The sequence below is a fragment of the Mucilaginibacter sp. genome (genome assembly GCF_025359345.1).
GTDB lineage: Bacteria > Bacteroidota > Bacteroidia > Sphingobacteriales > Sphingobacteriaceae > Mucilaginibacter.
In genome coordinates, this window is record NZ_JANYGQ010000015.1 from 169,326 (window position 1) to 182,695 (window position 13,370).

Annotated in this window: 11 protein-coding genes; 6 read left to right on the plus strand and 5 right to left on the minus strand. The window is 41.1% G+C overall.

The window, feature by feature from the left end; genetic code table 11:
* Window positions 1-67: 67 nt before the first annotated feature.
* Both Q0R52_RS08485 and Q0R52_RS08490 read right to left on the minus strand, forming a co-directional pair.
* A complete protein-coding gene (locus tag Q0R52_RS08485; RefSeq protein WP_295793933.1) occupies window positions 68-2,044 on the minus strand; it encodes an alpha-L-arabinofuranosidase C-terminal domain-containing protein in 1,977 nt (658 codons plus the stop codon).
* Window positions 2,045-2,540: 496 nt separating this feature from the next.
* Window positions 2,541-3,989: a RagB/SusD family nutrient uptake outer membrane protein gene (locus Q0R52_RS08490; RefSeq protein ID WP_295793935.1), complete on the minus strand. Its 1,449-nt coding sequence runs from the start codon at window positions 3,987-3,989 to the stop codon at window positions 2,541-2,543.
* 10 nt (window positions 3,990-3,999) lie between these two features.
* Here Q0R52_RS08490 and Q0R52_RS08495 point away from each other — a divergent pair, with 10 nt between their 5' ends.
* From Q0R52_RS08495 to Q0R52_RS08505, 3 genes are all read left to right on the plus strand, one after another.
* Window positions 4,000-4,353 (plus strand): hypothetical protein, encoded by a 354-nt coding sequence (locus tag Q0R52_RS08495; protein WP_295793937.1) that lies wholly within the window; start codon window positions 4,000-4,002, stop codon window positions 4,351-4,353.
* Window positions 4,354-4,424: 71 nt separating this feature from the next.
* Window positions 4,425-5,324, plus strand: a complete 900-nt coding sequence (locus tag Q0R52_RS08500; protein WP_295793939.1) for a helix-turn-helix domain-containing protein — start codon at window positions 4,425-4,427, stop codon at window positions 5,322-5,324.
* Between the two features lie 79 nt (window positions 5,325-5,403).
* Window positions 5,404-6,003, plus strand: coding sequence for a sigma-70 family RNA polymerase sigma factor (locus tag Q0R52_RS08505; protein ID WP_295793941.1), 600 nt, complete (start codon window positions 5,404-5,406; stop codon window positions 6,001-6,003).
* Between the two features lie 256 nt (window positions 6,004-6,259).
* On the opposite strand, the gene Q0R52_RS08510 is transcribed toward Q0R52_RS08505, so the two are convergent.
* Complete coding sequence (locus Q0R52_RS08510) at window positions 6,260-6,448, minus strand: hypothetical protein (RefSeq protein ID WP_295793942.1); 189 nt, start codon at window positions 6,446-6,448, stop codon at window positions 6,260-6,262.
* Window positions 6,449-6,672: 224 nt separating this feature from the next.
* On the opposite strand from Q0R52_RS08510, the gene Q0R52_RS08515 reads away from it, so the two are divergent.
* The 3 genes from Q0R52_RS08515 (at window position 6,673) to Q0R52_RS08525 (ending at window position 9,922) form a co-directional block, all read left to right on the plus strand.
* Window positions 6,673-7,395: a hypothetical protein gene (locus Q0R52_RS08515; RefSeq protein WP_295793945.1), complete on the plus strand. Its 723-nt coding sequence runs from the start codon at window positions 6,673-6,675 to the stop codon at window positions 7,393-7,395.
* On the plus strand, window positions 7,385-9,280 hold the full coding sequence (locus Q0R52_RS08520) for a metallophosphoesterase (RefSeq protein ID WP_295793948.1): 1,896 nt from the start codon (window positions 7,385-7,387) through the stop codon (window positions 9,278-9,280). Before Q0R52_RS08515 ends, Q0R52_RS08520 begins: the two co-directional genes overlap by 11 nt.
* A gap of 186 nt (window positions 9,281-9,466) precedes the next feature.
* Entirely contained in the window at window positions 9,467-9,922 is a 456-nt protein-coding gene (locus Q0R52_RS08525; protein WP_295793950.1) for a hypothetical protein, read from the plus strand.
* Window positions 9,923-10,160: 238 nt separating this feature from the next.
* Here Q0R52_RS08525 and Q0R52_RS08530 read toward each other — a convergent pair whose 3' ends face one another.
* Together Q0R52_RS08530 and Q0R52_RS08535 are read right to left on the minus strand one after the other, a co-directional pair.
* A complete protein-coding gene (locus Q0R52_RS08530) occupies window positions 10,161-10,994 on the minus strand; it encodes a hypothetical protein (RefSeq protein ID WP_295793951.1) in 834 nt (277 codons plus the stop codon).
* A 2-nt stretch (window positions 10,995-10,996) separates the two neighbouring features.
* Window positions 10,997-13,177, minus strand: coding sequence for a hypothetical protein (locus Q0R52_RS08535; protein ID WP_295793952.1), 2,181 nt, complete (start codon window positions 13,175-13,177; stop codon window positions 10,997-10,999).
* Window positions 13,178-13,370 lie beyond the last annotated feature (193 nt).

Consider the following 13,370-nt stretch of genomic DNA (forward strand, 5'->3'; position numbering starts at 1 on the left):
GATATTTCAGTCACACTTATTCCAGTTCTGAAAATTGCCGCGTCGTTACCATCTGGTCAGCAATGGCCTAGTCAGCCATTTTCACCCGTATCACACTGAAGGAATACGGTTTGAGCCTTAATTTTACGTGATTGTCATTAAACAGTATTTCACTTTTTAGCGGGCTAACGGTTAACGGTTTGTCCAATGAATTTACACTGGTCAGATCGTCACTTTGTAACAATGTCATCGTTCCGGTTGATCCCATTTTTATGCCGTTCACCACAAAATCAGCACTTTGCTCCTCTTTACCGGTATTCACCATTTTGATGATCAGTTCGTGTGTATGCATATCTAAAGCTGCGGTGCCAAAACATCCGTCCTGACCGGTTACAGTTTCATTGTTCAGAGTAAGCGGGACAACGTCTGTTCCCTTATTTAACGAATATAATTGCTGTACATAATAATTTGGTGTGCCGTAGGACCGCAGGTTATCAAACCAGATAAGATCAGGCGTCCATTGCCATCCTTCAACATTAGCAAAAAGCGGCGCGTAGGAAGCCATACTTACCACGTCGGCATTGCGTTCCAAACCGGTCATAAAAGCGGCTTCGGCCATGGCACATTCCCAGTTATTTTTATTTTCAGGACTACCTGTTGAAACGCTTTGTGCTGCATATTCACCTGCAAAAATTTTTGGACCGTTACGGTCATAATTATCATAGCGCTTTACATTTTGTAAGAACCATTTAGGCGAGGCATAATAATGTTCATCTAAAATAGATGCTTTAAGTTTTCGAAAGGTTTCATTTGCAAAATTAAATATATCGCCACCCGGGAATGGCCCAAGGCTGCTAACCAATTTTATCTGCGGGTATTTTGCATGAATGGCCTTCTCAAATATCTTATACCTTTCAATATACTGTTCACCCCATTGCTCATTGCCCACTCCCAGCATCTTTAAATTAAATGGTGCCGGGTGACCAAGACCGGCGCGTTTTTTACCCCATTTTGTAAGAATCGATCCATTTGCAAACTCAATCAGGTCCAACGCGTCCTGAACATAAGGACCAAGCTGATTTACAGGCACCAGTTCGCAGGTGTTAAACTGACAGGCCATCCCGCAATTGATAATCGGCAGCGGTGACGCGCCTATGTCCTCGGCAATCTCAAAGTATTCCAGGAAACCCAGCCCAAAACTCTGGTAGTAATCGGGAGCCGGGCGATGTGCAAATTCAGTATTCCAGCGATTGATGATCATCCTGCGGTTTGCCACATCCCCGATCGTTTTTTTCCATTGATACCGGGTATCCAGTTCACGTCCCTCAACGATACAGCCACCCGGAAAACGCAAGAACCCGGGTTTCATATCAGCTAGTTTTTGAACAAGATCGGCACGTAAACCACCAGGGCGCTGCTTCCAGGTATCCTGCGGAAAAAGTGAGACCATATCCAAATCAATCGATCCGGCGCCTTTTAGTAAAACCTTAAGCGTGGCTTTAGGCTCTGTTTCTTTTGCCGTAAAACTGGCCGCATATTTTTTCCATTCTTTTGAAGATGGAGTAACCGAGGTGCTGCCAATAACTTCTCCCTTTGAATTGATCAATTCTATCTGCAGGCTAACGTTGCTCCCCATGGCCTGTTTCGCTAAAACAGAAAAATTATATTGATCATCTTTTTTAATACCCATCCCATGAAAGCCTTCGTTACTTAAACCATAACCCTTAACTGACTTGGATGTTACATGTATAAATTTGGGATTATCGGGATTGACTGCCCCCCTGTTTAATATGAGGATACTTCCATTGGCGCCACCCTCTTTTAACTCGTTCCAACCCATTAAAGGTTCTTTGAATTCAAACGAGCGGTTTTTTACCAACTCCGCATATACCCCACCGTCAGCACCCATATTAATATCTTCAAAAAATATCCCGTACATAGTTGGCTGCACATGGGCTTTTATCTTACCTGCTTCAATGGTATAAACTTTTTCTGCACTGTTTGACTGGCTGTACGCCGGCAAATAAAACACAGCTGTGCAGAGTGCTAAAATGTATTTTTTCACGATGATAAATTTCAGTTAGTTGTTTGTTTCAGACTACTTCTTCAAAAAGTTCATCAATAGTATTGGTATTAATAACTGGAAAAAGTAGTTATGCAGCTTATAATAATTCAGACACCTACAACGTCTAATTAAAACCTAAGTAAAACAAAAATATTTTAATTGTGAAATAAACACTTAAAATAAAATTCAAATAATGAAAAAATGTGAAATCCGGTTCATTGCCCCGGAGGTCTGCTTATTAGATGAAACAGATTTAAAAAAGTCTTATACCTATCATGTTGTATTATTCCTATCCCTAATTTTGAGTACTCATTAGGCATTACTTTTTCAACACATCTCAAATGGTGAAAGGATGGTTTTCACCGGTTTCCTGGTTTTTTAAATGGGGAATCTAAAAATCCAGTTAATGGTTATGGTCAGGCAGTGCGTTAAAATAAAAATGAATCACAAAGAGTCTGCAACATTCACTATTGCAGACTCTTTATCAATTATAATACTAGTTCCAATCACCCGAAATATCTTTAGCAACTGCAGAATTTGCATTCCTCTCGGATAAAGGTATAGGGAGCAGTACATTTTTATCTTGAAACGGCTGGGTGCCGTCTTCAATTTGCCTTTCGGCATTTATTGTTTGCTTCGCTATGCCCCAACGTATTAAGTCAAAATAACGGCTTTGTTCACCGGTTAGTTCTAACTGTCTTTCACGCATCAGGATGGTAATGGCATTTGCCTGGCTGCCAAGGGAGGGATAAAGCGGAGCATTGACGCTTGGCCTGCTGCGCACCTGGTTAATTAAAGCCAATGGCTGAGCGCCGGTATTACCCTGCTGTATATAGCTTTCTGCCAGCATAAGCAATACATCAGCATAGCGTATTACCTGGCCGTTTATACCACTTTGCGGTCCACCGAAAGAGGCTTGTTTGTTGTAGTATTCATATTTAAGCCACTCGTACCCTTTTGAGGCGAAAGGAAAAGCTATAGGCGGCGCTCCAGGGGTACATAGCTGGCAATATTGTGTTTGCCCGCCACTTGCAGCATCGCCATAAAAGGTAAAGGCTGCACGGGGGTCTACATAATTTGCGGACGGATTTTGTGGGTTAGGATAGGTGAAAGCTTTAACAGCAGTTGTAGTTATATGTACATTGTTCCAATCATTCCAGCCGTATTCCTGTGCACGGTCTGAGTGTGTTGCTTTGCCACCCCAGGTTTCCTGGCCGCCAAAAACGTAATATTGGTTACCTATACCCCAATCTGTCCATTTCTGATTCATCACCTGGAAAATAGTTTCAGGATTCGCAGCAGCATCATCCTGCTTCGGATCATCAAAAAGATCATTGTAAACCGGCGCCAGCGAATAACCGAAAGATGTCTGGGTTAACTTAGTAAGTTCGGTTTGTGCCTGGCTCCATTTTTTCTCATATAAATATGATTTACCCAAAAGCGCCACTGCGGCACCTTGTGTTGCCCGTCCATAATGGTCAGAGGAATAGGAAACAGGAAGGCCTGCTTCAGCATCTGTCAAATCCTTTTCAATAAACGCCCATATGTCGACAACCGACGCTCTCGGCGCGTTAATATCTGCAGGTGTTGGCAGCGTTATATAGTGGGTGCGGAGTGGTACCCGGCCGTACAAATTAACTAATTGAAAATAAGCATAAGCCCGCAGAAATTTGGCCTCGGCAATATATTGCGTTTGGTCCGTTGCCTCTGTAGGTTTAAGCGGATCAGGTTTCCATACCTGCGCACGATCAATAACCACATTGGCGCGCGCTATTATCTGGTATAATGCTGACCATATTTGATTCGCCTGATTCTGGTCGGTGCCAAAATTATACTGTGCCAATTGCAGCAAATCACCTACGAGGGGCTGATTGTTTTTGGCATCATAGCCAAGCAGATCAAAAGTAAAATACCATTCGCGTGTCCACAAGCCAGTGTGCAGCAAACCTGCGTAAGTGGCTACAACCGTCGTCTATGGCGTAAACTCGGCAGACGGACATACCAGTATATTCAGCTGCGGCAGTTGTACGACCAATAACATTGGACCAATAGTAGAGATACTGGAAAGAAGGCTGGGCATAAATAAAGCCGTACTCAACACCACGCACGCATATACCGCGTCACAAACGCTGGTGGACTCCCCTTCAAAAAAAGAGCCAAGGATGGGCCGTGCGGCGGGGGTAAACCTGGCACCTGCAGCCACTGGGGCCGCGGTAGCAGTAACAAAAGTGCTTCCGAAATTTCACGGGAAATTTGATGGGATCGCTGTTCGCACACCTGTACCCGTTGGATCCATATCGCAACGTTAATTCTAAAAAAATACGAAACAGGTCATTAAATTAACCATTACAAGCCCATATATAACTTAAACAACTTAACCATGCTAAACCAATCTGTATTCACGCTCGTAAACCCGCAAAATAGCAAACTCGCCCTAAGGTATTTTACAATCGAGGATGACTGTTTTTTTAAGGGGGTACAACGTAACGATTTCTTTTCCCTGATCTGGATCGTAAAGGGTAAAGGCACCGTCGATACCAACTTTGACAACAATGAGTTCGGCGATAATACCTTTTTTGCCTTCGCGCCTTATCAGCCGTTCTCTTTTACTTTTGATGAGAAAATAACGGGGTTCGCCCTTTACTTCCATCCCGATTTCTTTTGCATTTATAAACATGATAAAGAAGTTGAGTCAAATGGGGTTTTGTTCAACAATGTTTACAGCCAGCCCTTTGTAAGCATAAGCGACGATCTGACAAATACCCTGACCATGCTGTTCGATCAGGTTAAAGAAGAAATGCAAAATTCGGCCATGGCACAACATGACGTACTTGTTTCCTATTTGAAGATTATCCTCATCACTGCATCACGCTTAAAGTTAAAGCAGACAGTTCAACCTATTGAAACAGGGAAGGCAAATAAGGACCTCTTTATACTTCAAAAATTAAAGAACGCTATTGAAGAAAATTTCAAAATAAAACACTCGCCGAGTGATTACACCAAACTGCTAAATATCTCTGCCAAAACGCTTGCAAGTATCGCAAAGTCGAACTTTAACAGACCCGTCTCTAATTTGATCAATGAACGGATCATTATTGAAGCAAAAAGGGAGCTGTACATTACCGATAAGGCCGTAAAATTAATTGCCTACGAGCTCGGGTATAAGGACGAATATTATTTCAGCAGGTTTTTTAAGATCAACACGAGCGTTTCACCGCAATACTATCGGGATACGATAGGATTTGCCAAAGGGGTACAGCCGCAGCCGTCCCTTAACTGAGTACCGGTAGGTTTCCTGATCATATCAGGGTCACGAAATTAACCGGCTGGATTTTTATCAATATTTAATAAAGAAAGGTATGCAAAACTTAGAGACCATCAGTACCCCAATCAGTAATAGATGTAGCCTTGAGCCTCAATATTGGGTTGAGCGACATGCGGACTTTATGTACAATTATGCCCTTATCAGGATTAATGATAGTGATCTGGCACAGGACCTTGTGCAGGAAACATTCCTTGCGGCGCTGGAGCGGACCAGTACTTTCGAGGGGAGAAGCTCGGAAAGGACCTGGCTTGTCTCCATCCTGAAAAATAAGATCTTCGACGTTTACAGAAAGAGGTCCTCAGGCCTTACTATCCGGATGCCCGCAAAAACGCCATCGGAGGTAGAGGACTTCTTTAATCCGGACGATGGGCGCTGGAATAAGACAGATCAACCGGTCTATATGAGTTTTGAAGAAAATGACCCGCTTAGAGAAAAGGAATTCAACCAGGTCTTGGAAAAATGCATGCTGAAACTGCCGGAGCTTTGGCTGGCTGTTTTCCGGATGAAACATATAGATGACCAGTCTACCCAGATCATTTGCAATGAACTGAGGGTTACGCCTTCAAACTATTGGGTTATCATTCACCGGGCTAAACTTAATCTTCGCGCCTGCCTTCAAAAAAACTGGAATTAATGCAAACCGTATATGGGCGTAAAGATCAGTAACAGGTGCGAAAAAATAACACTATTGTTAGAAAAAGGTCGATTTGCAAAAATAACGTATAACGAAAAATTGGCTCTGGGAATTCATTTGATCCAGTGCCGGGCTTGCAGGCAATATCAAAAAGACAGCCGCTATCTTAATAAAGCGATGGCACAATGTTTTAAAACATCAAAAATTAAACCGGCAAAACTAAATACCATTTTTAAAGACAGCTTAGCGGAACAAATCAGATCAAGATCAGGAAATCAATAAAAAACAAGCACAAAGGCAGGCGGTAATTTAAACGGGTAAAAGCATTCATTAAATCAGCATCAGGATGAAAAATATCACAAAAACGATCACCCGAATCAAGGAAAAAGAAGATGTTTCTTTTGTTGTTTTTATCAGCCTTATAGTCGGCGACGTCTTGCTTCATTTTTTTTTATTTATTACCAATTCTAATTTTTAGGCGATGTTGCACCAACAAAATAAAACCGACATTATAGGTCCGCATACTATTAAACAAGGTACGCTGACTTTAAGCAATAATTACACGCTGACTTACACCGGTGCTAATTTGACTATCGGCACAAAGGCTATCAGTACTGGTTCTGGACTTATAATCTGCAGAATACCTCGCTATTTGACGAGACTGGTGTGATGAATGAACTTCATTTTCGCAAAGAGTTGCTCCGGATCGTTTTTATCAATATCTTTTTTGGTCACGACCATAACCAAATGAAATGCCCTTTGCCGGAGCTTTATACTTTTTGGGACCGGCACTACAAAGAGATTCGAAACGCCGTGCTGGAATTGCTGGATTTTATGGGCAGGATCAATCTTGCGGGCGACTTAATGACCTATGTGAACCAGCAACTGGATACTTCACTCAAAAAAACTGTTGGGCACCTGGTTGTGTCGGAAAAAGATATTGATTTGGGAGACCATTTCATTAAGCAAATCTCCACACGCTATCATGGCGAGTACAATCCTTCGGGGCTTGCTGCAAGATTGACCACCAAAATTCGACTTTTCGGAATTCTTGATAATGCTGATCCGGACGATTTAATCTCGAAAGATTCTGTGATCTACATGCAGTGGTTTATGCACCACTCCCTGAAAGTCATTTATAAGGAGAATAGCAAAATCGTTGTGCTCCGGCGCAACTGGCGGGATGGTCAGCCTTTAAAAACTTTTTTGCAGCAGGAATCTGCCGGCTATCTGTATTCCGTTGATCAAACCGGGGGCCTATTCTTCGACGATCCGAACTCTCAAATGAAATATTTCCAGCTAAGTTGCGCAATCATTACGCAAATCTGGGACTTTGCTCAACGCAGAAAAAAAATCTTCATTCTTAAAAACCTGGCGGGCAATGAAAAGTAAAGAATTTAAAATACTATGGATCAGCGACATTCACTTTTCAGTGAAGTACGAAGAGGCTTTCAAAAAGAAGCCTGCGCTGGAGTTATATTTTGCAAACTTTTTTAATAAGATTAATGAAATTGTAATAACAGATGGCCGGGTCTCTTTTGACTACATATTTTTAACCGGTGATTTGGCCCAGGCAGGCCTGGAAGCCGATTACAAGCTACTGTTTATCAAGTTTCTTAAACCTCTTTTCGACTTGCTATTAACCTTTACAGGAAGCAAGCCCAGGGTGATCGTGATTCCCGGCAACCATGATGTAGATTGGCAGAAAAGTGAATTTTTAAAGGAGTATGTAAAAAAGATTGAACCAGGGAAAAAAGAACCTGTTGAAAGAGCAGCATATCTCGCCGATAATACCCCCGAATTCAAAAAGCTGTTTACCGATTATCGCAAATTTCTCATGGAATATGTTGTCGAGTTCGATGGGGGTAAGTATAAAGATTTTTTCTGCATGGACAACAATTTGGAATTCAAGGTATCACCTGAATATCAGGAACATCGTTTGTTCGGTTATTTGGTGGATCACGAACGTCGACTGATCGTCAATTTAGTCAATACCGCATGGTATTCACTTGGCGGCCGTTTCAACAATATTCTCGCTGATTTGGAAGCCGATCCAACCAATTGGAACATTTATCATGTTGAGACCGGAAATAAAGCTGAAAATCCAACCGTTGGTGACATTTTAAGAAAACACACTGCCGCTCGACTGAAACGAGTATTGAACAAAAAAGAATATATCAGCGAGTATAATAGCCAGATTACAGGTATTAATCTCTTCGAGCTCAGTGATATGCAAACTACCCAAAAAGAGTATAGTGAGTATTTCGTAATAACCTGCCTACATCACCCATTTAATTGGTTAAAATGGGACGAACAATACGCATTCGATGACAAAGGCGACGACACCAATGCGAAGCGGCTGTCGAAACTTATCGGATTATCGAACTTAATCCTCACCGGGCATGAACATGTGCCGAAACAGGTTAAAGGCGAAATGAAGTCCAATAGTTGTGTAATGCTCAAGAGCGGCTGTTTTCTTTTCGACAACCAGCATTCAGATGAAGGAAACCTGGAAAACGGCTGGTTTTCCGTATTGCACATCGACTCAGATAGAGCAACGGTACGACAGGACAAACACTACTATGTCGTGAAAGAGCATAGCGGCAACTGGGATGACCTTAAAAGCGATCGGTCAAAAACGGGCTATTATAAACTTAGAAAAAAAAACGCAGGGTATCCGGACAAAGGGGAACGGCTACAAGAAATATCGAAAATGGTAAATAATACGTCAGTTGAGCAACTTTTTGCTTTACTCAATACCCTTTTTGAGGCAGACGAAAGAGCAATTAACGTCGAGCTGATTTCGAGCATCCCTGAGGCAAAATTTTTTAGGGTGGAAAGGACAGGCCTGGCAAACCTAACCGAAATATGTATAATAGTACGAACGGAGAATGCTTATGATGTTTTACGTAAAGAAAGTTTTTGCGAGCAACTTATTAGTTTAGCCGCCGATGTCAGAGCCAAAGTTAGCATTTTTCGCTTTGTTATTTTGGACCTGTTCATCGATCCGCCTGACCTAAGCCGCATGGCCCCACACCTTCAGGAAAAGTATTCATTTAAGGAAAGAAGTTCGCAGCTCCAATTAAAGACCTTGATCGCGGATGACATGTTTGATATTATGCGTTATGAAATGTTCGTCAATTTTGAAAAACGCTTCGCGTCTAGCGGAAACCTACCCAGCGAATTTGAACTTATCAGGGATGCAATGTTCGTAAATACCATCGTTCCATTTTGGGTTGCCGAAAACATATGGCGGTCCGCCAAAATTCGGGTATAACGGTGTAACATTTTTAACCGCTAGGCGTCAGTATATAGCAACCATAACGATGGCTCTGCGTATAAAGTTAATAATCTGATAATTGTTGACAAATAATTGACAGTGAGTGAAATATTATAGAAAGTTTTTGTTTAAATTTGACACTTAAAAAAAACCTTCCTTATCCGCGCTTGTTAAGCGTATAGGATGAAAATTTTAACTATGAGGAAAGTAACGCTTAATCCCGGGAGTCAACTGAACGCTGAAGGCGAGTTCAATCAGATTTTTGATTTTTTCAAAAGCACAGAAATTATTGCGGACACTCCTTATCCCGAACTGAAGCAGAAGGCGCAGGAATTTTTAGCAGGCGCCGATCAAATGACGAAAAACGCCATACTTAACTCCGTTTATCAGCCAGCTGGCGATTTATTCGATTTTCCGGAAAATTTAGACCCTTATGACCGTTTTGCAATAACTTTTGGTTTTCAGAACTTTTACAGGGCTGTTCATAACGTACTTACTGAACATACACCATTATCATTGCAAAGCAATGGGGCCAAGCCACAATACGTGCTGACAAAAGATGCCTTTGACTATATGGGGCACAACGACTTGGAGATCGAGCCTAGTAAAGCTGGATATGCAGCGCTGTTCTATCATTAAAGCTGCGTCTTTATTCATTACCTTGCGAAGTAAGAACAGTCCGGACTCCCTCCTTGTCTTTCCCACCCGCGGCTCCATGCCCAATTCTCCGGCGTACTGCCGGATGGCACTTGCTTTTTCCCGCGCGTTTTAATGATTACTCATTTTACTAGCATCTTATCCCGGTTTCGCTTTTATGCGACATAGATTAGGGTGAACCGAGATTTAATAATATTATTAAGCAAACACACTTATTCTATCAATTATCACTAAAGTCTTCGTCATCTTCGTCCTCATCTTCGGTTAATTTATCGAATTTGGCTTTTTGTTCATCCCTTTCGCTTTCCCAGCGCTTGAGCGTTTTCTCATTTTCTATTTTAAAGTCTTCATACTCTTGCATGGGTAGCTGGTAACCTAAACCTGATTTTGGATAACCCTGATCTCCAAAACCAAAGTTTCTTTCATCGAGGTTAACACCAAGTTTTTTAACGCTTCTGGCCAAACGTATAAATTCTGCATAATCCATACCTGCTTTTAACCTCGATACGTCCTTTACTTCTTCCCCCCACCACGTGTGATCGACTGTGGGAAATCTCCACGTTTTAATATCTTGAAAATATTGATATTCCCCTGAAAAATAGTATAGATAACTACGTGTCAGCAAATCAGCCGTTTGCTCCGAAAAGTCCATCCCAACGAGCATGTCCATCGTTTGCATATACCCCGTGTAGGCATAATTTGCGTTTGTCAAATCTTCTGCCTGATCTTTAGAAATACCAAAATTGTTATACAACCGAAACACCCAGACTGGCTGATAATCGGCACCCGCTTTAATTGCTGCAGCCTCATTACCATCATACAGCCCGGCGGAAACGGCCCCCAACCAAACTTGAAATGCCTCCAGCTTAGAAGATTTTGCCACCTCCGTTAAAAGCGCTTCGTTTTTCTCTAAAACCGACTTTGCTAAAGTGGCCGAAAAGTCATTTGGTAAATAATTAAATCCGAATCTTGTACCAAATGGTTTAGCTGCATCCAAAAAATTTCCAGGTTTTGCATCATGGCGATCTGGCCACATTGAATAGTCATTGTACATTCTCAAAATATTTTCTCTAAAAATTCGATTGTTGCAAGCTGTTGATTTGGAATTGCTTGCTCTGCTTGGATTAAAATATCTTCGGAAATTCCGACAATTACCGGGTTCAAGAATCTGCTGGACAGCGGTAAGAACTCTTGAAAATTTAAAATTCCTTCTACGGAAAAATTGACTGATGCAATCATTTCCAAGTCGATTTTCCAAGACTTTCCTTCAACCGGTTCAACTCGTTTAACAATGCAGGAAAAGAAAATATTATCACCGATAGTTTTAACGCCGTTAATGGCGACTTTCCAAACAGACATGGGTAGCACAGGAAGGTCTGACATATCTTCCTGAGTGATAAATGCCTGTGCATCACACCGAAACCTATCAATTATCGTAGCAATAGGTTTACCTTCGGTAACAAATTCTCCAATTGAAACGATCCGCGATACAACTTTGCTGTCTAGCGGAATTTTCAGGTAGCCTAAATTGATATAATCGCTATTTAGTTTAGCTGTTAAGCTGTCGAATATTTTTTGAACATTATTTATTGCATCTACCGTTGTTAGGGCAATTCTTATTTTATCGATTTTCGAAAAAATCGAATCAAAACTTTTTCGGTTTTTTTCCAAATAAGATCTACTTTTATTAAACCTATAATAGTCATCAATCACTACATCGTCATTAGGGATACTTGTGCGAACGTTATTTTGTTCGAAATTATCGCGCCAAATGCGTAAGTTGTTTATTTGATCCTCATATAACCTGGGATTAACAAGCAGGTCATTATAAATTTGAATACCTTGAGGGAGATCAGAAATGTTTCCTCGCTGATCAAACGGATTGTTTTGTAGATCTGCTGAGGTGTAGGCTTGCAGTAGCTTTACAGTGGTTCCGCCAAAAATACTTTTGATCTTAAATTCCATAACAGCCGAGATATAATCGCTGGCCGCATGGGGGATGATAAACGTTAAAAGCCCTTCAATGTCCCCGGCAAAAAATAAATGTGGTACTAATTTTCCATCTTGGTCATGATTTTTCGCAATCGGAATTGCCTTGTTTGGGGTTGTAATATACTTAATTATAAAGCCGAGCAGACCGTCAAAGCAACTACCATATTTATTGGCTTCCTCGGCTGGCAGACCAAGATTTGCAACTGCACATTTTGCGACCCACAGCGATCGTTCCTCAGGAAGCACTTCCGTCGTTGCAGGCCATCCTCCACTAAGCCAAACGTTAAATCCGACATTCCCAATCTCTTTGGTGGCTTTGATGGCATTATCAATTTGAATTCTAACATCATACAATTCATCATAAGCATTTTCTAACTTGGTAAATGGGGTGGGGATATCTTCCGCTGCGGGCAGAAGGCCTGCAAGGTCAGCTTTTTTATTTTGAATAACGCCCCATGCTTTAAGCGCTGCTATGTCATCTTCATTATATAGTTTTTTTAAAGCTATATTTTCCCAATATTCCTTTATTTTGCTAGGGTAATACATCAAAGAATTGATGCTCTCATAATCTACATAGATAATTTGTTCTTGGTAAAATACAGGGTCATTGATCCTTATTTTTTGAAATAGGGCTGTCGGATGAGAGACTTCATCCGAATAAAGCCCGTTAAATAGTTCCCGTCTCCTTATTTCATTAGCAATTTCCTTACAGGCTAATAAGCGAGTACTACCCTTGTCTAAGGAGATCAGAGCCGAACAAAATGCGATGGTTGTCTCGCTTAATAGAGCACTAATTCTTTTTTCTAAAACTGGATAAGTTTCCTCAGGTATATCATTAGCTAGTGATGAAATTTGATTATTCCATAAAATTGACAGCAGCAATGCAATTGAATTATTTATTCTGGCTGAATCTTTAAATTTCGCTGGCAGGAAAGGGTCTTCAACCGCTTGCAATGACAGGCTATCAAAATCTTTCCGAAAGGCAAACAAAGCGTCATATCTGGTATTAAATTCTTCACTCAATTTGCGTACCTCCTCGCTAAACACATTAGTCTGAAATTCAATCACATTTGTTGATGCGTCGTATTCCAAATAATAACCGTCTGAAAGATTTTCTGACCGGTTTTTGACGCCATCGAGAGAGTTTCGGCCTATGTCACCAATATCAGCCATTTTGGTAATTGTCCCTGAAACAGGCATCGTTAAAGAACTTATACCTTTATGCAGTAATGCTTCTATTTTCATGGTTAACAAGGGAATTAGTGAAATTCAGGTTAGATATCATAAATATTGATTGATGCAATTTAATATTTAAATTCGATTCATAAGTAGCCCGTTCAACCGATAAACGTTTATGAAAATGATGTTAGCAATTTCTTAGGCAGCTAGGTGAAACTTTTCGAAACACTTGTCACATTTTAAGACTCTTTAGTGCCTC

Excerpts from the sequence above, each read along its gene's own strand:
- Q0R52_RS08530 (WP_295793951.1), bottom strand. The coding sequence starts at position 10,994 with ATGTACAATGACTATTCAATGTGGCCAGATCGCCATGATGCAAAACCT.
- Q0R52_RS08535 (WP_295793952.1), bottom strand. The coding sequence starts at position 13,177 with ATGAAAATAGAAGCATTACTGCATAAAGGTATAAGTTCTTTAACGATG.
- Q0R52_RS08500 (WP_295793939.1), top strand. The coding sequence starts at position 4,425 with ATGCTAAACCAATCTGTATTCACGCTCGTAAACCCGCAAAATAGCAAA.
- Q0R52_RS08525 (WP_295793950.1), top strand. The coding sequence starts at position 9,467 with ATGAAAATTTTAACTATGAGGAAAGTAACGCTTAATCCCGGGAGTCAA.
- Q0R52_RS08505 (WP_295793941.1), top strand. The coding sequence starts at position 5,404 with ATGCAAAACTTAGAGACCATCAGTACCCCAATCAGTAATAGATGTAGC.
- Q0R52_RS08520 (WP_295793948.1), top strand. The coding sequence starts at position 7,385 with ATGAAAAGTAAAGAATTTAAAATACTATGGATCAGCGACATTCACTTT.
- Q0R52_RS08515 (WP_295793945.1), top strand. The coding sequence starts at position 6,673 with ATGAATGAACTTCATTTTCGCAAAGAGTTGCTCCGGATCGTTTTTATC.
- Q0R52_RS08510 (WP_295793942.1), bottom strand. The coding sequence starts at position 6,448 with ATGAAGCAAGACGTCGCCGACTATAAGGCTGATAAAAACAACAAAAGA.